The 20443-nt window shown below is 70.2% G+C and carries 17 protein-coding genes; 9 read left to right on the top strand and 8 right to left on the bottom strand.

Translation table 11 applies throughout. From position 1 onward, the window contains the following. Nucleotides 1–88: 88 nt before the first annotated feature. Genes ACFU3E_RS23950 through ACFU3E_RS23940 form a run of 3 tightly spaced genes read right to left on the bottom strand, consistent with a single transcriptional unit; the run spans nucleotide 89 to nucleotide 4073 of the window. On the bottom strand, nucleotides 89–1285 hold the full coding sequence (locus tag ACFU3E_RS23950) for an aminotransferase class V-fold PLP-dependent enzyme (RefSeq protein WP_384161699.1): 1197 nt from the start codon (nucleotides 1283–1285) through the stop codon (nucleotides 89–91). Between the two features lie 5 nt (nucleotides 1286–1290). Then, nucleotides 1291–2610 (bottom strand): pyridoxal-phosphate dependent enzyme, encoded by a 1320-nt coding sequence (locus ACFU3E_RS23945; protein WP_384161696.1) that lies wholly within the window; start codon nucleotides 2608–2610, stop codon nucleotides 1291–1293. After that, entirely contained in the window at nucleotides 2607–4073 is a 1467-nt protein-coding gene (locus ACFU3E_RS23940; RefSeq protein ID WP_384161693.1) for a Y4yA family PLP-dependent enzyme, read from the bottom strand. Before ACFU3E_RS23940 ends, ACFU3E_RS23945 begins: the two co-directional genes overlap by 4 nt. Nucleotides 4074–4361: 288 nt before the next feature. Between ACFU3E_RS23940 and ACFU3E_RS23935 the strand changes: the two genes are divergently transcribed. Further along, on the top strand, nucleotides 4362–5003 hold the full coding sequence (locus tag ACFU3E_RS23935) for a hypothetical protein (RefSeq protein WP_384161690.1): 642 nt from the start codon (nucleotides 4362–4364) through the stop codon (nucleotides 5001–5003). Between the two features lie 5 nt (nucleotides 5004–5008). Here ACFU3E_RS23935 and ACFU3E_RS23930 read toward each other — a convergent pair whose 3' ends face one another. Continuing rightward, nucleotides 5009–5563 carry a DUF488 family protein gene (locus tag ACFU3E_RS23930; protein ID WP_384161686.1) on the bottom strand — a complete coding sequence of 185 codons (555 nt, stop codon included), beginning with the start codon at nucleotides 5561–5563 and terminating at the stop codon, nucleotides 5009–5011. Nucleotides 5564–5638: 75 nt separating this feature from the next. Between ACFU3E_RS23930 and ACFU3E_RS23925 the strand changes: the two genes are divergently transcribed. After that, the gene (locus tag ACFU3E_RS23925) at nucleotides 5639–5839 is read left to right on the top strand and encodes a hypothetical protein (protein WP_384161683.1); all 201 of its coding nucleotides are present in this window, start codon (nucleotides 5639–5641) and stop codon (nucleotides 5837–5839) included. 76 nt (nucleotides 5840–5915) lie between these two features. Then, nucleotides 5916–11198, top strand: coding sequence for a sacsin N-terminal ATP-binding-like domain-containing protein (locus ACFU3E_RS23920; RefSeq protein WP_384161680.1), 5283 nt, complete (start codon nucleotides 5916–5918; stop codon nucleotides 11196–11198). Nucleotides 11199–11418: 220 nt separating this feature from the next. Here ACFU3E_RS23920 and ACFU3E_RS23915 read toward each other — a convergent pair whose 3' ends face one another. Next, on the bottom strand, nucleotides 11419–12948 hold the full coding sequence (locus ACFU3E_RS23915; protein ID WP_384161677.1) for a helix-turn-helix domain-containing protein: 1530 nt from the start codon (nucleotides 12946–12948) through the stop codon (nucleotides 11419–11421). 83 nt (nucleotides 12949–13031) lie between these two features. Beyond that, nucleotides 13032–13232 carry a DUF4236 domain-containing protein gene (locus ACFU3E_RS23910; protein ID WP_030838640.1) on the bottom strand — a complete coding sequence of 67 codons (201 nt, stop codon included), beginning with the start codon at nucleotides 13230–13232 and terminating at the stop codon, nucleotides 13032–13034. A 279-nt stretch (nucleotides 13233–13511) separates the two neighbouring features. On the opposite strand from ACFU3E_RS23910, the gene ACFU3E_RS23905 reads away from it, so the two are divergent. The 5 genes from ACFU3E_RS23905 (at nucleotide 13512) to ACFU3E_RS23885 (ending at nucleotide 17549) form a co-directional block, all read left to right on the top strand. Then, nucleotides 13512–14402: an aminoglycoside phosphotransferase family protein gene (locus tag ACFU3E_RS23905; protein WP_384161825.1), complete on the top strand. Its 891-nt coding sequence runs from the start codon at nucleotides 13512–13514 to the stop codon at nucleotides 14400–14402. 37 nt (nucleotides 14403–14439) lie between these two features. Beyond that, nucleotides 14440–14652, top strand: a complete 213-nt coding sequence (locus tag ACFU3E_RS23900; protein ID WP_384161673.1) for a hypothetical protein — start codon at nucleotides 14440–14442, stop codon at nucleotides 14650–14652. Between the two features lie 783 nt (nucleotides 14653–15435). Further along, nucleotides 15436–15996, top strand: a complete 561-nt coding sequence (locus tag ACFU3E_RS23895; protein WP_384161670.1) for a nitroreductase family protein — start codon at nucleotides 15436–15438, stop codon at nucleotides 15994–15996. Between the two features lie 606 nt (nucleotides 15997–16602). After that, nucleotides 16603–16992: a hypothetical protein gene (locus ACFU3E_RS23890; protein ID WP_384161667.1), complete on the top strand. Its 390-nt coding sequence runs from the start codon at nucleotides 16603–16605 to the stop codon at nucleotides 16990–16992. A gap of 197 nt (nucleotides 16993–17189) precedes the next feature. Next, nucleotides 17190–17549, top strand: coding sequence for a hypothetical protein (locus tag ACFU3E_RS23885; protein WP_384161664.1), 360 nt, complete (start codon nucleotides 17190–17192; stop codon nucleotides 17547–17549). Between the two features lie 128 nt (nucleotides 17550–17677). On the opposite strand, the gene ACFU3E_RS23880 is transcribed toward ACFU3E_RS23885, so the two are convergent. Then, the gene (locus ACFU3E_RS23880; protein ID WP_384161661.1) at nucleotides 17678–18400 is read right to left on the bottom strand and encodes a Mu transposase C-terminal domain-containing protein; all 723 of its coding nucleotides are present in this window, start codon (nucleotides 18398–18400) and stop codon (nucleotides 17678–17680) included. Nucleotides 18401–18601: 201 nt separating this feature from the next. Between ACFU3E_RS23880 and ACFU3E_RS23875 the strand changes: the two genes are divergently transcribed. After that, nucleotides 18602–19072, top strand: coding sequence for a hypothetical protein (locus ACFU3E_RS23875; protein WP_384161658.1), 471 nt, complete (start codon nucleotides 18602–18604; stop codon nucleotides 19070–19072). A 493-nt stretch (nucleotides 19073–19565) separates the two neighbouring features. Here the strand turns inward: ACFU3E_RS23875 and ACFU3E_RS23870 are convergent, their stop codons facing one another. After that, the gene (locus ACFU3E_RS23870; RefSeq protein ID WP_384161655.1) at nucleotides 19566–20318 is read right to left on the bottom strand and encodes a TnsA-like heteromeric transposase endonuclease subunit; all 753 of its coding nucleotides are present in this window, start codon (nucleotides 20316–20318) and stop codon (nucleotides 19566–19568) included. Between the last annotated feature and the right edge of the window lie 125 nt (nucleotides 20319–20443).

Raw genomic sequence — 20443 nt, 5'->3', positions numbered from 1 at the left:
GGTCGCGCCACCTCGCCGTATCGCACCTGACTCCTGCCGGTCCGAGCCTACAGGTGGAAACGGTTCCCATTACGTGTTGTGGGCGGTGTCACGGAAGTGAGGCGAGAACCGACAGCAGACGGTCGATCTCCTCAACGGTGTTGTACACATGCAGACTCACCCGCACCGAACCGGTCCGCTCGCCCGCGTCGCCCTGGCAGTGATGGTCGGAGCGGACCATGAACCCGTGGCTGAACAGGATGAACCCCAGGTCGCCCGAGTCGATGGCACGGTGCCGCAGGGTCACGATGCCCTGACGGCGCTGCATCCTCGTGTCGGCGGCGAGGCTGAGCGGGCAGCCGAGGATCTCGTAGGCGTCCAGCCGGCGCAGCCCGTCGGTGAGCCGGGCCGCGAGGTCCGCCGTCCAGCGCTCGATCCGGTCGACACCGGCCGCCTCCAGCCAGTCCAGGGCCGCTTCGAGCGAGGCGACGCCCACGGTGTTCGGGGTGCCGCTCCACCCGCCGGGCTCGAACTGCGGCCCGCGAGCCTGCCGGGCCCACACCGCCCCGGAACCGGGCAGGGCCAGCGCCTTGTGCCCGGAGAAGACGACGAAGTCGACGTCCAGCTCGGCCACGGACACCGGCAGATGGCCGACGCTCTGCGCGGCGTCCAGGCAGATGACCGCCTCCGGGCCGACGGCCTCGCGGATGCGCTGCACGTTCATGTCGCCGCCGTACACGTGGTGCACATGGGTGGTGGCGACGAACCGGGTGCGCGGCCCCGCCCGCTCGGTCAGCGCCCGGTGGTCGTAGTCCCCGGAACCGCTCTGGTACGGCATCGGCACCACCCGGACGTGCACGCCCTCCCGCGCGAGCATCTGCCGGACCTCCAGCCAGGGCGCGATGTTGGCCTGGTGGTCGGCGTCCGGCACGACGATCTCGTCGCCGTCGCGCAGGAAGCCCGGCAGCCAGTCGCGGGCGATGGTGCGCAGTCCCTCGGTGGTGCCGCCGGTGAAGTGGACGGCGGAGCGCTCCGGCCGGTCGTCCCCGAGGAACCGGGCGACACGCCCGCGGGTCCGCTCGACCAGCTCGGTGGTCCGGTTGGCCCAGGTGTAGGTGCCGCGCGCGGAGTTGGCGTTGGACGTGGTCAGGTACGTCTGCACGGCGTCCAGGACGGCCTGCGGCTTCTGAGCCGTGGCCGCGCTGTCCAGGTACGCCAGCTCCGGGTGCCCGGTGACGATGGGGAACTGTGCGCGCAGCGCCTGCTGCCACTGACTCAGGTCTTCGCGGGTGATCGGTGCGGCCATGCCGGTCAGTCCCGCACCAGGGGCGCGCCCGCGTCCCGCCAGGCGATGATGCCGCCGGCCAGGCTGCGCACGTCCGGGTGGCCCATCCGGGTCAGCAGCGCCGCGTACCGGGCGGACTGCTCACCGACCGGGCAGGCCAGCAGCACCGGCTGACGCCGGCTGAACGGCAGCCCGCCCCGGACGAGTTCGGCGAACAACTCGTCGACGATGTTGACCGATCCGTCGATGTGCAGGGCCGCGTAGGCGTAGGAGCTGCGCAGGTCGACCACGAGCGGCCGGTCGGTCTCGATCCAGCGCCGGGCCTCGGCCACACCGATCGCCGGGGCCTTGCCGACCTCGGCGTCGGACAGGTCGGCCGCCGAGTTCTGCCGGGGCGGCCGGCCCAGCAGATCGGGCCGCCGCTGCCGGACGTAGCTCAGATAGCTCTCCACCCGGTCGCAGACGATGAACACCGCCGTCCGCCGCTCGCCGGACTCCTCGTCCAGTGCCCGCAGATGGCGCACGGCGCCGAAATAGGCCGCCCCTCCGGTGGGCCCGCCGAGGATGCCGCAGCGGCGGTTCAGGGTCAGCATCCCCTCGATCGCCTCGTCGGCACTGACCGACTCCATCGTGTCGTACGTCTCCGGGTCGAACAGGCCCACCTCCTGCACCTCGTCGATGGTGCGGATGCCGGGGATGAAGTCGGACTTGGCCGCGACCAGCCCGACCACCCGCACCGACGGGTCCTCCTCCCGCAGGGCACGCGCCACGCCCGTGGAGGAACCGGCCGTGCCCACACAGGCCACGAACCAGTCCGGGACCCGGCCGTCCAGGTCCTTGACGATCTCCGGCCCCGTGCCCGTGAGATGGGCCTCGGTGTTGCGCGGGTTGAAGTACTGGTCGGTGTGCAGATAGGCGCTGCCGGAGGCGGACAGCGTCCGGTGGAACAGGGTCAGCGGATCGTCCGTGGCGGTCGGGTCCAGGCACTCGCTCTGCCCCGGCAGCTCCTCGATCTCCGCGCCGAGCAGCAGCAGAAGGTCCTTGATCTCCGGGACCCGCATCCGGTTGGTGACGCTCCTGAAGCCCAGGCCGTGCATGCCCGCGATGACCGCGAGGGCCTTGGCCGTGTTGCCGCTGGACAACTCGACCACCTGGCTGCCGTGTTCGACCGCCTCGGCCAGCAGAGGCCCCGCCATGCTCCAGGCGGCCCGGTCCTTGACCGAGCCGAAGGGGTTGAGCATTTCGAGCTTCGCGTACAGATCGATGGTGCGCAGGCCGTGCACCGCCGGATCTATCCGCACCAGAGGGGTGTTGCCTATCGCCTCGGTGATGCTGTCGTACCTCACTGAGCTCCCCTCGCGGGCGTGATCGGCCAGAACTGGTCGTCGAGGCACCAGCGCCAGGCGTCGCCGTCCTGCCAGGCGGCGACCTTGCGGGCGGCGGGCTGGTGCTGGGCGCGGGTGGCGTGGAAGTCCATGGCGTAGCCGGCGGTGTTGGCGAAGGCCAGCAGGTCGCCGGGTTCCGGGCGGCGCGGCAGGAACACCGTACGCCGGGTGATCAGGTCCGTCTCCAGGCAGAGGCTGCCGAAGAGGTGCACGGCGACGGGCCCCTCGCCCGGCCCGCTTCCGCTTCTGGGGATGACGACCGGGTCCATCAGCACTCCGTGGTCCTCCAGGGCGATGTCGTCCGCCTTCGCGGCCAGCCGTACGAGCAGTTCCCCGCCGGCCTCCTGGGTACGGACCTCCAGGACCCGGGCCAGCGTGAGTCCGCACTGGTCCAGCAGCGCCCGGCCGGGCTCGGTGTACAGGTCGTACAGGTGCTCCAGCAGCAGCGCGGCCAGCGGGCGCCCGCCCAGCGAGGCGGCGGGCTGGGCCAGCAGCTCCTCCAGGTAGGCGGCGCCGGCGACAGGCCGGTGGGCGGGGTAGAGGCCGAGCGTGCCGCGCAGGGTGCCGGACTCGTTGCGCAGCCCGTAGCCGTGCCCGCCCCAGGTCAGCGGCGGGCCCTGGCCGAGGACGGCCGCGGTCAGCCCGGTCGTGTACGCCTCCCACTGCTCCCGCTCGGCGAGATAGCTGATGCCGAACCCGCCGCCGACGTCCACGGCCCGGGGCCGCAGCCCCCGGCTCCGGCACAACTCCAGGGCGGCCAGGCACCCTTCGAGGGCGGTCGCCTTCTCCGCGACGCTCGTGGTGTCCAGATGGAAGGCCACCCCCGTCGCATCGACCGCGTCACCATGCCGTTCGACCGCCTCCAGCAGTGACGCCAACTCCCGTACGGGCGTGCCGAAGCGGCTGCGCCGGCTCAGCACCTTCACACCCGGCGTCTCGAAGCCCGACAGCCGCAGCAGCACCCGCACCGGGGCGAGCGCGTGCTTGCGCACCAGAGCGGCGAGCTGGTCCAGCTCGGCCACGGCATCGACGCCGACCGTGACCCCCGAACGGGCCGCCAGCCACAGGAACTCGGGGTTCTTCGGCCCCGTGGCCGTGATCCGGTCCGCACCGAACCCGGCACCCAGCGCGTGCTGCAACTCGCCCAGAGACGCGACGTCCACGCCCGCGTCCGTGGCGGCGAGCCGCCGCAGCAGCGCACTGGACCGGTTGGCCTTGTGGGCGTAGAAGACCTGCCCCGGCAGATGGTGCGCCCGGTACACCGACCGGAACCGCTCCAGGTTCTCGACGATCTGGTCCGGCACCACGACGTGCACAGGTGAGCCCAGCGCGCCGGTGAGCGAGTGCAGCGTGCCGTGCGCCGCCACGAGCGACCTCAGCCGTGGCTCCAGCCGCGGTTCGAGATACAAGGGCCGGCCGTCCATGCGCGCTCCCCCTCCTGAAGCCGCAGCGCCCGGCATCCGGGCACGTCGGACACTCCCCGCGTTTCGCCGTATAGCCCATATCCATTCTTCGGTCGCTTTACGCCATGAAAGGGCCGGGCCTGTCCCGTCGCCGGTGTGAAGTGGATCACGGGCCGGACGGCGAAGCCGGTTGCACGCCGGTGACATTCGGGACGGATCCGTAGCAGGCGTACAGGGCAACGGATGCGGCCGGTGACGGGTCGTACGGGGGGCGAGGGCTGAAGCCCGCGCGTTCGACCGGTGAAACCAATGGGGGAGACCATGCAGATCCGCGCCCGAGGAATCCGAGTAGTCCGTACCACCGTGGCAGCGCTGGCGGCCGTGGCCGGTGTCGCCGCAGCCGCCGTCCCGGCCACCGCCGCCACCGCACCGGCGCCCGGCACACCCCGGTTCCTGGAGCCGGCCGAACTGCCGCCGCACCCGGCCTCGCCCTGGTACGCCGGCCCGGTCACCGCCGGACAGCCCGACCCGCTGCCGATGTGCGTGGGCGACGCGCTGCCGTCCACCACCACGCACCGGGAGTACTGGACGGAGTACGACACGAACGCCCAGCAGATCACGGTCGTGGAGCGCAGCGAACAGCGCGCGAAGGACTTCGCGGCGCTGCTGCGCAAGGACCTCGCCGGCTGCGCGAAGAAGCTGATGCGGCAGGACCCCGACATCACGGCGACGCAGAAGTACTACGGCCGGCTGAACGTCGAGGAGGGAGCACACGTCTACGGCATCCACACCGCCTCCGCCTGGGGCTCCTCCGACATCGGCCTCTTCTCGGTCGGCCGCGACGGCACGACCGTGACGGTCGTCCGCTGGGGCCAGATGGGCAACTTCCAGCATGCCCGGGTATCCGACTTCAAGGCCACGACCGCCACGGCGGTGAACAAGCTGTACTGACGGCCTCAGCCGCGGGAAGCCCCGGTGCGGCCGTCGTATCCGTCGTACACGAGCAGCCCGTCGTCGCGCAGGCGGACGCCCGGCGTCGGGGTGTGGGCGCTCAGGCGTCCGTCGTGCATGAGGTGGTGGGCCGGTACGCCGCGGGCGAGGACCGCGAAGTCGGCGATCAGGCGGCGGTGACAGCGCCACCACACCGCCTCGCTGCACATCACGGCCGTCCGGGCGCCCGCGGCCTCGCGCAGCAGGCGGTCCATGGCGGTGACGAACTCGGGGGAGCGGGTGTGGGCGGCGTACCCGCGGAAGGAGCCGTTGCGCCACACGATGTCCGGGCTGTCCGGGGGCAGGGGACGGAACCCGCCGAGGGCCGGTTCCCACCGGTAGGCGACCCCGGCACCCGGCAGCCAATCGGCGAGCCGCTCCCGCAGCAGGTCGGGGTCGCGACGGCTGCCGGGAGCGGTCCGCACGTCCACGACGGCCGAGACGCCGGCGTCACGCAGCAGCCCGGCGATCCGCTCCCGGCCGGCGGTGCTGTGCCCGAAGGTCAGCAGGAGCGCGTCCACAGGGGCGGACTTTCCCGTTTCGGGGGGATCACACCTGCGCCCAGAAGGTCGTACTCAACTCCCGGGGGCGTGGCCATGACGTCCCAGAGCCCCGGCTCCAGCGATGGCCACGCCGTCTCCGGTCCGGTCGGCGGGTTACGTGAGCTGCTCGCCTCCGCCACCCCCGTCCCGGCCCGCAGGGCGATACGACGCGAACTGCCCACCGTCCACGACGAGGGCGGCCAGATCACCTCTATGTCACTCGATGTTGAATTCACCGGAAAACGTGCCCCCTGATTCGGTTGGATGACACTGCCAGGAGGCTTCTGGCAGGCGTAGGCACAGGGCTGTGCGCGTACGAGGGGGAACAGCCATGACATCGATGTGGGATGCCGCGGAAGACGACGGATTCCGGTCGGCCGTACTCGCCCTGACCCGGCGGCGCGTCGAGATCTACAGGGACGCCGGCGAGACATGGCGGTTCGCCGAGAGCCTGAAATCGGTCAGCGAGGACACCGCTCAGGAGTACGAGGGCCGCACGATCCTCGAACTCGTCCAGAACGGCCACGACGCACTCGGCCAGGCCGCCCCGGGAAGGATCGCCGTCCTGGCGGTCAACCGGGACGACGGCGGCTTCCTCTACGTCGCCAATGAGGGGGCGGTGTTCGCCGAGGCGAACTTCCGCGCCATCACCGAACTGGCTCTGTCGAGCAAGGCGGCCGGTGAGGGCATCGGCAACAAGGGCCTCGGTTTCCGCAGCGTGCTGCAACTGACGGACTGGCCCGAGATCTACTCGAAGTCCTCCCCCGGCTCGCCGGTTCTCGACGGCTACTGCTTCCGCTTCGCCGGGCCCGAGGACGTGCGCTCCCTGGTGGACGACCCGGCACTCGCGGCCCGGGTGATCGAGGACATCTCCCCCCTGGCACTGCCGGTACCGGCCGACGTCACCGACCCCGTACTCAAGGAACTCGCCGAGGACGGGTACTCCACGGTCGTGCGGCTGCCACTGCGCGACCGGCACGCCTGGGGACTCGCCGTGGCGCAGGCGCAGGACATGGTGAACGGCGAGGCGCCGCTGCTGCTCTTCCTCGACCGGGTGGCCGGACTCCTCGTCGAGGTGCGCGACGGCTCCGACACCGCTTTCCGGCAGGCCCTCTCGCGTACGGAGCGCACCTCGGACCTGGTCACCGCAGGCGAGAGCGACTGGGTACGGGAGGTCGATCTCGCCGGAGCGGGCCGTTACCTGCTGGCACGTCGCACTCTCGATCCCGGGGCCCTGAGCGGAGCGATCAGCCGCAGCGTCACGGCGCGCGAGATCGACGCCGCCTGGGAGAACTGGGATGCCGAGGCATGGGTGGCGGTCGCACTGCGACTCGACGCATCGCTCGCCCACGGTCGCATGTACACCTTCCTGCCGATGGCCGAAGGCGTCCACGCCCCGTTCCCCGGCCATGCCCACGCCCCCTTCTTCACCAAACTGGCCCGCCTCGACATCAGCGAGACGGTGGCCCTGAACGCCTTCCTCCTCGACCAGCTCGCCGCACTCACGGTGGAACTGAGCAGGCGCCTCCGCTCGGAGACACCGCACCTCCTCGCCGCTGACCTCGTGCTGGACCTCATGTGCTGGGACTTACCGGACCGGCTGGACGCGGCCCTGGACGGGAAGCTCGCCGCCGAACCGATCGTGCCCCTGCTCGGCAGCGAGGCGTGGGGCTCGTTGCAGAACTCCTACGGATGGCCCGACGGCAAACGCTCCTGGCGCGTACTCACCACCGAGGCACTCACGAGGTCCGGCGCAGACCTGCTGACCCCGTCGGTCGGCCCGGTCCGCCACACGCGTCTGGACAAGCTGTCCAGAGCCGTCCTCTCCAGGCCCTTCCGTCCGCCGGCGCTCCTGGCCGCCGAGTGGGCCGAAACCGTAGCCCGGTCTCTGCTCGGCGGTTCGGGAACGGCAGGGCGGGTGTGGGCGGACTTCTACAGCGACCTGTCCCATGCGTTCGCCCGGGACCAGGGCGTGTTGCGAGGCCGGCGCATCATCCTCGACCAGGACATGCGGCTGAGACGCGCCCTCGGCGGCCGCACCGAGTCCGGCAGGCAGGACGCGACCGTCTTCTTCCACCCCGAGCCCGGCGACCACGCGGACGGCGACTCCGCCACCCGGGTCCCGGGCGACCTCAAGGCGCTCCGGCGCCGTATCTCCTTCACCCACCCGGCGATCGCCTGGGACGCTGCCGGACGCGGATTCCTCGAGCGCAACGAACTGGTGCGCCCCTACCAACTGGACCGCGTCTTCGACGCACTGGACGACCTGCTCGGCGGCCACCCCTCGGAGGCGCTCGGCCGCGATGCCCTCACCTTCGCCTTCCGGCAGTACCCACTGCTCACCCAGGCCCAGCGCCGGCGGCTGGCCCGTATCCCCTTCCGGCTGCCGCTGGCCGACGCCGGCCGGTGGGGCAGAGCGGCACGCTGCTCCTTCTCACCCGCCTGGGGCACCGAGGGAGCGCGGCGACTGGAGCGGTTCCTCGCCGAGGGCGGATCCCGGATCCCGGCCCTGGCCGCACAGCGGGACCAGTGGATCAGCGGCCCCGACGACTGGCCCGCGCCGGTACGGGACCGGGCGGCCTACACCGAGTTCCTGCAATCCCTCGGTGTGTGCGACGGCCTGAGGCCGGGGGCCGTCGGGGAACGACTCGGAGCCCGCCAGGGACACGAACTGCGGCTCGCGGAACTCGCTGCGGGCTTCGGGCTGGGGGACGCGCTCGCCGATACCTGGTCCGCCGATGTCAGGAGCGGATGGACCAGATTCCAGCACCCCTACACGCTCTACGAGTTCACACACCCGCCCGCCCATCTGGCGGGAGCGACCGAGGTGGCCGGGCTCGGCCCCGCCGCCCGACGCGAGTTCGCCGAGTTGCTGCTGCACGGGCTGCGCACCTGGGGTGAGGAGGTCTTCACCGTCACCGTGCACAGGCCCACCTACTCCTTCAGGGACGCGCACGACTGGCCCACTCCTCTCGCCTCCTACCTCCGAGGCATGGCCTGGCTGCCCGTGGAGGAGCCGGACGGCCCGTCCTTCGTCCCACCCCGGCGGGCCTGGTTCAGCACCGACGGTGAACTCCCGGCCTTCGTAGCCGCCTTGCCCTTGTCGACGCGCCGCCTGCTCACCGACAGGGCTGTCGTCGAGCGGATGCTCCGGCTCGGCCTGCGCAGGTGGGAAGAACGGCAGCACGCCGGGGCGGTGGTGAAACAGCTCGCTGACGTGCTCGACAAGGGCGAGGTGCCCGAGTACCTCAGTGTCTCCTTCAAACGGCATTACGAACGGGCGTGGTCGAACATCGTGCGGACTGGCCGGTGGCCCTGGGCACCGGGTGAGGAGGTCCGCCTCGTGGTCAGCCGCACCCACGTCCTCGGCACCTTCACCCCGTCGGCCGACGACGCACCTGTCATCGTCTGTGACGAGGCGGACCCGCTGAAGGAAGCGCTCATCGAGCCGGCGGGGCATCCCGTACTCGTCGTTCCGGCGGACTCCGGTGACGCCGTGGTCCTCCTGGCCGAGACGAACGGGCTGAGGGCGCGGCGCACGTCGGCCACCCACGTGCAGGTACGTCATCGCGACGGCGCCCCCATCGCGCCCTCGAGCCAGGCAGCGGTGTTCATCCGGGAACGGGAGTGGCTGGTCACCGTGGTCGCCCTCGCCATGGAACTCAAGTCCGGAGCCTTCGTGCGTCGCAGCGAGCGCGGTGTCCGTGCGGCGCTCGAACGGCTTCGCGCCATCCGCGTCGTACACGCCGACGACGTGGAGATCACCCTCTCCGGGACGCCGGCCGAACCGCCGTCGTCCACGCGCGCTCTGCCGCTGCCGGACGACGAACACCCCACGGTGGTCGTCTGGAGGAGCGCCGAGGGCTGGGACGAGCTGCAGGCGGCGACACCCGCCGTCGCACAACTGCTGGGCAGGCCGTGGTTGCAGGACGCGCTGGAACTGGTTCTCGTCAAGCTCGAGCGGAGCTTCGGCGGTATCAGCCCGACGCTCGTCGACGACGGCGTCCTCGCCGCCGCTCTCGACACGACCGAGGCCAAGGTCGCCGAGATCCGGCGCAACCTCACCGGTGACGTGCAGGACACGGTGAGACTGCTCCGCCCGGTGCTGGCGTGCCTGGCCGCCGACGCCTGGAACGAGCAGGCCGCCCACCTCCTCGCCCGGGCGTCCGGCGAGCGTGAACTCGTCGGGATCATCGACCGGCTCGCGCCCGGTCTCCCACTGCCATCGGCGGAGCTGGTCGCCCTCGCACGCTCGTGCACGAGGCCGGCGGAGCTCAGGGACGAACTGGCTCTCGACTTCGTGCAGTTCAACACCGCACTGGTCGCCCTCGGGTCCTCACCCGACTACTACCCGGACCGCCACGAACAGGTCTTCGGCGACTTCGTACGCGCTCGCTCCGGGATCCTCCTCGACCGGCTCCGCGAGCGGTACGCCGTCGCCGCGCAGCAGGGCGAGGACATCTCCGGCTACGCCGCGGCCCGCGGTCTCCACGACCTCCAGCCGGACGCGGACTGGCTTCCCCGCTTCATCACCCCGCCCGTGGAGGCGATGCGCGACAGGGTGCGGGAATGGCTCCGGGCGCACGGAGCCGACGACGACCTCGATCGGCCCACCGAACTCGAGCCCGTCGACCGGCTCCGGGCACGCAACGCGGCCGCACTCGACGCGCTCGTGCCCGCACTGGTGCCCCTGGTGACCGCCTGGTGCCGCCGTCACGGCGTCCGGGTGCCCGCGGGATGGCACGGAGCGGTGCTGATGGAATGCAGGAGCCTCATCGACGGGACCGGGCTGGGTGACCTGCTGCCACTGAGCGAGAAGCACCTGCTCGACGCAGTGGAACGCGCCGTGGGATGGCCCGGCGGAATGCCGCACGCCACAGACCCCACGGCGCTGGGCCTCACCGACAAGGACTTCGCGCAGACGGCGGCACGGCCCCGGGACTCCGGAGGCTCCACCATCGTCGCTCCGCGCACGATCACCATCGGCGACGCCGAGGTCAGAGTGGGCAGCGACCAGCTCCCCACCATCGCGGACATCGCCTCGAAGAGCGTCGACGAGGCCTTCCTCGCCCAGTCGGGCAGGGTGCGCCTGGACACCGTGGCCGGTGTGCCCCGGCCACGAAGCGGAGGTAACTCCTCTGCCAAGCCGCGCATCGTCGTCGCGAAGACGAAGCGGGCCAGCGAGGACCAGCGGTCCGCCATCGGCCTCGTCGGGGAGGTGGCCGCGCGCGCCTGGCTCCAGCGCCACTACCCCGACGTGAGGTGGGTCTCGGGCTACGCGGCCGTCGTCAACGGCGACGACGAGGCGTCCGACTCCCTGGGCTACGACTTCGAGGTCGCCTGGCGTGACACCACCCGGCTGTACGAGGTGAAGGCGCTGAGCGACCCGAGCGCCGAGCGGGTGGAGTTCGAACTCGGACCGTCCGAGGTGGACGCGGCCCGCCGCCACGCCCGGAGCAACCGCTACCGCATCCTGCTGATCACCTCGGCCCTCGTCCCGGAGGAACGCCGCGTCTTCGACCTGCCGAACCCGTTCTCCGCCCAGGGGCGCGACCGCTTCAGGATGGTCAGCCGAGGGGTGCGCTATCAGTGCTCGCCCTTGGGGAAGGGGTAGCGCGCCGGCCTGCGCCGACGAAGTGCGGCCGGTGCACAGCGGATGCTGAGGGGTGAAGGCGCTGTCTCCGCAGCGGATCGGGCGACGCGCTGTACGACGTGCGGCGGCGCGTGCTGCCCGGAATGCCCGCCTCCCTGCGGGGCCCCTCCGTGGTCGAGGCCGAGGGCTTCGAGGAACACCTGACGGAGATGACCGCGCGGACCGCGCTCGAGTGAGGCCTTCAGATGTCCCGGAACGTCTCGATCTGCGCCCCGATCGAGTTCAGCCGCTCCGCCAGGTCCTCGTAGCCCCGGTTGATGACGTACACGTTGCGCAGCACCGACGTGCCCTCGGCCGCCATCATCGCCAGCAGGACGACCACGGCGGGGCGCAGGGCCGGCGGGCACATCATCTCGGCGGCGCGCCAGCGGGTCGGGCCCTCGACCAGGACACGGTGGGGGTCGAGGAGCTGGAGCCTGCCGCCGAGGCGGTTGAGGTCGGTCAGGTAGATCGCGCGGTTGTCGTAGACCCAGTCGTGGATGAGGGTCTGGCCCTGGGCGACCGCCGCGATGGCCGCGAAGAACGGGACGTTGTCGATGTTCAGGCCGGGGAACGGCATGGGGTGGATCTTGTCGATGGGCGCCTCCAGCTTGGAGGGCCGGACGGTGAGGTCCACCAGGCGGGTGCGGCCGTTGTCGGCGAAGTACTCGGGCGTGCGGTCGTGGTCGAGGCCCATCTCCTCCAGGACCGCCAGCTCGATCTCCAGGAACTCGATCGGCACCCGGCGCACCGTCAGTTCCGACTCGGTGACGACGGCCGCCGCGACCAGGCTCATCGCCTCGACCGGGTCCTCGGAGGGGGAGTAGTCCACGTCGACGTCGATGGTCGGCACGCCGTGCACGGTGAGCGTGGTCGTGCCGATGCCGTCGACCTTGACGCCGAGGGCCTCCAGGAAGAAGCACAGGTCCTGGACCATGTAGTTGGACGAGGCGTTGCGGATGACGGTGGTGCCCTCGTGCCGGGCGGCGGCGAGCAGCGCGTTCTCGGTGACCGTGTCGCCGCGTTCGGTCAGGACGATCGGGCGGTCGGGGCTGACCGCGCGATCGACCTGGGCGTGGTACTGGCCCTCGGTGGCGGCGATGTCCAGGCCGAAGCGGCGCAGCGCGATCATGTGCGGCTCGACCGTGCGCGTGCCGAGGTCGCAGCCACCGGCGTACGGCAGCTTGAACGAGTCCATGCGGTGCAGCAACGGGCCGAGGAACATGATGATGGAACGGGTGCGGCGGGCCGCGTCCGCGTCGATCGCCGCCAGGTCCAGCTCGGCCGACGGCACGATCTCCAGGTCGACACCGTCGTTGATCCACCGGGTGCGCACGCCGATGGAGCCCAGCACCTCCAGGAGGCGGTACACCTCCTCGATGCGTGCGACGCGGCGCAGCACCGTGCGCCCCTCGTTGAGCAGTGAGGCGCACAGCAGCGCCACGCACGCGTTCTTGCTCGTCTTCACGTCGATGGCGCCGGACAGCCGGCGCCCGCCGACCACCCGCAGATGCATCGGACCGGCGTAGCCGAGCGACACGATCTCGCTGTCGAGGGCCTCCCCGATGCGCGCGATCATCTCAAGGCTGATGTTCTGATTGCCGCGCTCGATCCGGTTGACGGCGCTCTGGCTGGTGCCGAGCGCCTCGGCCAGCTGCGACTGGGTCCAGCCCCGGTGCTGCCGGGCGTCACGGATGAGCTTGCCGATGCGTACGAGGTAGTCGTCTGTCATGTGCTTGAGGTTATCTCAGATATGAGATGGTGCCCGCCAGGGGGTCCGAAGGGGTGACGGGACGTCAGCCCCGCCCGGTGGCCTCAGTGTCGACGCGCCTTCGTGGTGCGCCGCCACCCGAAGGGTCCGGGCAGGTCCATCGATGTCGTCCGGCGTCCGGTGCTGCTGCGGGTGTGGCGCGGGCCGTTCTTTCCGCCGCCGGTGGTGATGGACCAGGAGCGCTTGTTGATGTTCAGCCGCACCCCCGGAAGGATCCGGAAACTCTTGCGGAACGTGAGCGGCATGCCTCTCTCCTCCTCCGTTGGGCGTGGATACCTGGTTCGGATACCCGGGAAGAGGGCGCACATGGCCGCATGGCGGGTGGCGGGGGTCCTGTGACAGCGAAGTCGGTCGGTTGCGATGCCCTGACCTTGAGCCGACCGGAACGGATGAGCCACCCGGGTGGCCGAAGAAAACTCAGTTGATCTGGAACCTGGCGTCTGAATACTGGCTGTCGTCTCAGTTGATCTGGACTGCCTCCGTCGTTTCGAACTGAACTAGGAGAAGGGCCTGCGAGATTGACCATGCACGATGACCAAGTGGACGTGACCACCGGCATCGTTGCGATCTTGATCCGAGAACAGTTCCCTCAGTGGAGCGGCAAGGCGATCCGACTCCTGTCGTCGACCGGGACGGTGCACGCCATCTTCCGCATCGGGGACGACCTCTGCGCGCGTTTCCCGCTGCGTCGGACCGATGCCGCGGAGGCGCTGGCGGTTCTGGAACGGGAAGCCCGGGCGAGCGCGGAGCTGGCACAGGTGTCTCGGTTTCCCGTTCCGGAACCCGTCGCCCTGGGAAAGCCTGGAGCGGGTTGTCCCATGCCGTGGTCGGTCCAGACGTGGTTGCCGGGAACGGTCGCCTTCGATGCCGACCCGAGTGGGTCGGACGCTTTCGCCGAGGACCTTGCCGCCTTCATCGCGGCCCTGCGGGAAGCCGAGACGCGGGGTCGGCTTTTCAGCGGCGACAATCGCGGCGGCGTTCTCGCTCACCACGACGCCTGGATGGAGAAGTGCTTCGAGGCGAGCCAGGGGCTTCTCGACGTGCCCCGGCTGCGCCGACTGTGGAGCCACTACCGGGAGTTGCCGCGCACGAGTGCCGACGTGATGAGCCACGGCGACCTGATTCCCGGCAATGTACTCGTCGCGGGAGACCGGCTCGGCGGCGTCCTCGACACCGGCGGATTCGGCCCGGCCGACCCCGCGCTGGATCTGGTCAGCGCCTGGCACCTGTTGCAGCCGGGCCCACGGGAAGTGCTCCGGCGGACACTGGCCTGCGACGATCTGGAGTGGGAGCGCGGCAAGGCATGGGCCTTCGAACAGGCGATGGGGCTCGTCTGGTACTACGTCGAGAGCAACCCGACGATGAGCGGAACGGGGCGCCGGACACTCGACCGCATTCTGGAGTCGACGAAGTGATGTCGTCCCGGTCGTAAGCCGTGGCGGAGACGATCGCTTGTCGCCCCCACCGATGTCCTGCCCGTCCTCACGGGAGGCCAGGATCTGCGTCGCCCGCCGGACCACGGAGCCGACCGTCTTCGACGACGCCTCGGCTCTCTCGCCGATCGCCTGCCGCATCGCCTCGGTCACCGCCGGAGCCACCCGGCCGGAGGACGGCATCTGCCTGACCGCCCGGCCGTCGGCCAGTCCGGCCAGCCCGTCCCGCTGATAGCGCCGGCGCCCGCTGCTCGACGCCGCTGGACGTCATCGGGTGCCCGGCTGCCGTCAGCTCGGATGCCTTGGCCCGCTCCCGCTGAGCCGGCGAGTTCCGTTCCGGGGCGAACTCCGGGCTCAGGCGCGTCACCTCGAACGCTTCCGCGTCTCGTGGCTCGATCCGCTCATCGGCACTGACGTCGACGACCACCGCCGAGCCATCCGTGCGGCGCACGAAGTAGTCCGGCGCGTGCCGGCGCTCACGGTCGCCGCCCAGTACCAGCCCGGGAAGTGACGCTGACCGCGCGACCAGCGAAACGGCCGCACCGCGCGGCATGTCCTCGAACCGGGCCGTTACGCGGTCCAGCAGAGGCCGCCGCCGACACGCGCGCACGGCATCCACGTACGACGGCTCGACGTACGGCTCCGCAGGTTCCACCCGACCGGTACGGCCACCCGGCACCCCCCAGTACGGTCCCCTCGTGCGACTGGGTTCGCCGGCAAGGAAACCGAAACGGCCGGGTTCGCTGTCAAACGCCTCGATCGGATGACAGCGGACGCGGGTTGTCCTTGGACAATGGAGTTAGTCGGTGAGTGAGCGCTGAGCTGCGGCGACTGTGTTGAATGACAGGGCCCGGGACAGACCTCGGGCCTGAGCCTTCAGGGCGCGTATCGAGTCGTGATCAACCGGCGGGTCTCCCTCTCGTTGATCTTCGTTCCGGTAGATCGTCCGGTGTGGGTGGTGCCTGTGCTCGCACTGGCCGGAATACGCTCTCGCTGTGGCCGGTTGCAGCGGAACATGCACCATCCTCAGGAACCGCCCAGCGGTATACACCCACTGCTTGCCGGGCGCTTCAGCCCCTACCGGTTCGATCCGTCGGCGGTTGTCGACGACCACGCCCTCGGGCTGCTGCTGGAAGCCGCGCGGTGGGCACCGTCGGCGGGGAACTCCCAGCCGTGGGGCTTCTTCGTCGGCAGGCCGGGTGAGCCGGAACACGACCGGGTGATCCCTCACCTCGCGCCGAGTTCGGCCCGCTGGGCGACGGATGCGGCTCTGCTCGTCGTCACGCTGACGCGTCGGCACGTCGATGACACCCAACTGCTCTACTCCGAGTTCGCGGACTACGACCTCGGCCAGGCCATCGCCCACATGACTGTTCAGGCCCAGGCCATGGGACTGGCCACGCACCAGTTCCGGGCCTTCGACCTGGAAGGGCTCACCAAGGAGCTGGACCCGAACCCAGGCTGGGTGATCGTCTCCATGGTCGCGGTGGGCAAGGCGGCCTGCGGACCTCCGGAGGGCCGTGACCGGCGCAGCGTCGCGCACCTGCGCTCCGCTCCCTGGACACCGGCGGAGTAGCGGCCAAAAACCGTTGCGTTCACGTCTGTGAGCGGTTCGAGAGCCTGTGTTCGAAGAACGTGACGGTGGTGTGGACGGTGTAGTCCTGACTGGTCGCGGGGTGTTGTCCGGCGCTCGGTCCGTACTTGCTGTGCGGGCCTTGACGCGCTGCCGGTGGCGGGCGGGTGCAGGGCGTCAAGAACGGCCAGCCTCGATGCCCCGGCACGGCCACCCCGCCAAGCCTGCCACCGGCCTGCCCCACACGACGCCCGATCCGCCGGGAACCTCACACTTCTGGCGGCGTTCCCGAAAGCCCACACCAACCCCTACGAACCAGCCCCGCCAGGGTTCACGCGACGCGCTCACCGACGCGTTGGACACGGTGAGTCCGCCGAGCGGCACCCCGCCACGGGCACTTGCGGCTCACGGACCCGCGTGACGCCCGACGCCACTGGCGGTCGTACGGTCGGTGAGCCGGACGGCGAAGCGGGCCGTCTCCTCCTCGGCCGGGCTCGCCGACCTTGCCACCTCGCCTTGGCGGAGGCGCGTGTCAGTGGCGTGGGAGACGGTGGTGGCACCATGGCGGGCAACCGAGTCCGGCCTCGCCGAAGACAGTTGGGGGGATCGATGGGATCGCGCAGTGACGAGCTGGTGCTGAAGCTCGGGTCGGAGATTCTCACGGACAAGAAGTACGCGGACGACCGGTGGCAGGGGATTGCGCTGGTCGGTCAGGTCACCGGGGGAACCGAGAGTATGAACGGCTATGTGTACTTCGCGGACGGGGATTTCGAGGCTCGCACGCCCGCGACCATGGATGCTCTGCGCACGATCGGCATGTTGCACGGCGAAATGAAGCAGGAGGGGAAGGGAGCCTGGCATCAGTGTTTGATCCACATCACCAGGCCGGACCTCCGGATACGGATCCGGTTCGAGTACGACGACCCGAAGCGCTGGTCACCGAAGAAGCTCTCCCGTGACATGAGCGAGTACGCGGACTCGCTCAAACCGGAGAGCTGAAAGAGGTCGCCGACTCGGGAAGGGGCCGGTGGGGAGGCTCGCCGGCCGCGAGAGGCTATTCCGGCCGGTGCGAGCACAGGCACCACCCACACCGGACGATCTACCGGAACGAAGATCAACGAGAGGGGAACCCGCCGGTTGATCACGAGTTAGGACCCGTTGCCTGGCCACCTGCCCCGATAAGGACCGAGCGGCTCGTGCTCCGAGAGTCCGAGGCCCGGGACCGTGCGGCGTTCATCGAGTTGTTCGCCTCGCCGGAGGTGCGCACCCGGGATACGGTCGGGAACGTTCGGATGACGGGCCCGGTCGAGGAGCTCGTGAGCGCGTCCGAGCTGGGTGATGGCGCTGGTCTTGCCCGTTCCGGGCAGCCCGGAGACCATCAGGCCCCGGCGGGCGCTGATCGCATGGCGATTGAGCAGGACCAGACGACGGACGCAGACCACAGTCTTTTCGACGAACTAGGTAGCAACCACAAGCATCCGGGCGTGATGGTCCAGCCGGTCTTCGTCGTAAAGGTCCTGCTCGACCGGCGTCCGGAGTCGCAGATCACGCGATGACAGAAGTGCCGGGGGTGGGGGTGGTCCCTCGATGAACTTCCGCCAGCCGTCCAGGGTGGTCAGCTGCCGGTTGGCCTCGGCATCGACTTTGTGCAGCGCGGGGTGTCGGGTCGCTGGTTCGGCCAGGGTCATGTGCGACTCCAGGGGTTGGCGAGCGGATCGAACAGGCCCAGCGGGATGACCTTCGCCACCTCGCTGCCGGTCGCGTCGCCGGGCACGGGTTCGGTGGTGCGTGGCTCAGGCGGTGGCCGGTCGGTGGCGGTGGCCCGAGTGCGGGCGGCGACCCGCCGGTCGCGCCGTGAGCGTCGGGCCGGGCGGTCCTTCTCCTCAGATCCAGGGCCGTCGTGGGCCCGCCGCAGCAGGGCAGCGGCAGCATCGGCGAACTGTTTCTCCGTGCCGCCTGGAACCTGTTCACGGGCGTGGTCCCAGGCCATCTCGCCGAACGGGACGCCGACGCGGTGCTTCCAGAACACCGTGATCCATCGGGCCGGTTCACTGCGGCGGTCGCGTACCCAGACCCGGGAGACGTCGTAGGGGTCGTAATGGATCTCCCACAGCCCCTTCTTGTCCGCCACCCCGGAGTGCTGTCGGCGCAACGGGGTCAGCTCGGCGTCGTCGTAGGTGCGGTGGTTGATCCGGATGCCGTAGGAGTTGATGGCCTGCCAGCGCTCGGGCAGCAACTCGACGTAGTCCTCGCCGCTGAACGGGGCCGGAACATAGCCGCACGACTCCAGCAGCATCGCGTACTTCTCGTTCGGCGTGAACGCGCGCTTAGGTGCGTCCGGGTCCCGCAGGGCATCGTGCGGACGGTTCTGCCAGATGACGATCCACTCGTCCAGCAGGCCCTGCAACTCGGGCAGGGACCACAGCGGTCCGTTCTCCAGGCCCCCCGGCCCCGACGGTCCACCGACCGGCCGGTGTAACCCGCGACGAACTGCGCGAACAAGGTGGCCACCGAACCCAGCGTCTTCTCGATCGCGCCCTTCTGGAAGGGAGACGCCTTGTGCGTCGGCTGGAGACTGATGCCCAAGTAGCGGCACGAGGCACGGAAGTTGTTCGAGACGAAGACCTTGCCGTGGTCGCAGACGATCGTGTCCGGCACGATCACGGGCCTCGCAGCGGCATGTTCCAGCCGCTCGTCAAGAGTCAGCAGCCGCCGGTGTGGCAGCACTGATCTCGACATCCGAAGGGCGTCCGACCAGCCAGGACGCATCGTCTCAGGGGTGATGCTCCGGGCCAGGAGAGCGGAAGCGTCGGCCGCCTTCGTCGTCGGTCGCAGCACCGCGGCGGCCAGTGACCTGGTCGCCAGGTCGATCATGGCGGTCAACTCGACCTTCTCGGCAATCCCGTCGTCCAGCCGCACCAGCACATCCAGCGGTGTCGAGTCGATCTGCATCCACTCGCCGGGCGCGCAGGCCGGCACCTCCCCGAACGGCCCGGCCGGACGCGCGTTCACTGAACGACGCGTGGTCGCCGAGCCCGTCGCATGGGTGCCGGTGGCCAGCCTGTCGAACAGCCGGTAGAGGGTGCGCTGTGAGGGAACCTCGATGTCCTGCGCGTCTTCGCGGGAGGCCAGGATCTGTGTCGCCCGCCAGACCACGAAGCCGATCGTCTTCGACGAGGCCTCGGCCGTCTCGTCGATTGCTTGCCGCATCGCCTCGACCACTGCCGGGGCCACCCGGCCGAACGACGGCATCTGCTTGGCCGCCCGGCCGTCGGCCAGTCCGACCAGCCCGTCCCGCTGGTAACGCTGGCGCCGCTGCTTGATCCCGCTGGCCGTCATCGCATGCCCGGCCGCCGTCAACTCGGCGGCCTTGGCCCGCTCCCTCTGAGCCAGTGAGTTCCGTTCCGGGTCGAACTCCGGCCGTGGCGCCGTCCCCGCGGGAGTGTCCGGCGGCAAGCCGTCCAGAACCTCCAGAATGTGCCTCTCCCACCAGCGGGCCTGTTCGGCAGCGGCCTTCGGGAACTCCGCGATCCTGGCCGTCTCAGGCACCCGCCGCCCTCTTCCCACCTCTGTCACCGGTCACCTCCGCCTGCCAAGCGCACGACGGTGGACGGCCCCAGCAACTCGACCGCCAGTCCCTCGGCGACCAGCTCTTGGAGCCAGAGGAGATGGAACAGGGCGGGGAGTGTCCCAAGCCGGTCACCGGCCGCATCGGCGCCGGCCATCAAGGGGACCGGGGCCGCGAAAGCTTCCCGGAGCTGGTCCTGGACCGTCCCGCGCAGACACCGGGGATGCCGGTAACGCGACAGCCATCGGACATTCGCCAGCAGCACCGCCTCCGGCACCCCGACCCGCTCGAAACCCCACCCCGCTTGGCCGCAGGCCAGACGGGTGACACCGAATACCTCCGCGTCTCTCGCCCCGATCCGCTCATCAGCACGGACATCAACGACCACCGCAGAGCCGTCTGTGCGACGTACGAAATAGTCCGGAGCGTGCCGACGCTCACGCTCGCCGTCGTGGCAGTGCAGCCAGAACGGCTGCGAGGCAATCCCCACGACCCCGGGATCGAAGTCCATCAGCACAAGCCGGTCCCGCTCCAGCCACGACTCGAAACCGACGTGTTGGCCGGTCGTCGCCGCCCAGTACCAGCCCGAGAAGTGACGCTCACCACGCGACCAGCGAAACGGCCGCACCGCGGGCGCGTCCTCGAATCGGGCCGTCACACAGTCCAGCAGCGGACGCCGTCGCCGCTCGCGTACCGCATCCACGTACGACAGCTCTACGTACGGCTCTGCAAGATCCGCCCCGACCGGTACGACCACCCAACACCCCCAGCACGTCACCTCGTACGGCTAGGTTCGCTGGCACGGAAGTCGAAACGCCTGGGTTCGCTGGCAAACGCCTCGACTGGATGACAGCGGTCACGGGTGCCGGGGCATGACCATTC

The sequence above is a fragment of the Streptomyces sp. NPDC057424 genome (assembly GCF_042803315.1).
In the GTDB taxonomy this organism is placed as follows: domain Bacteria; phylum Actinomycetota; class Actinomycetes; order Streptomycetales; family Streptomycetaceae; genus Streptomyces.
The sequence above is the reverse complement of the archived record's forward strand: the minus strand, read 5'-3'. Positions and strand labels throughout refer to the sequence as shown.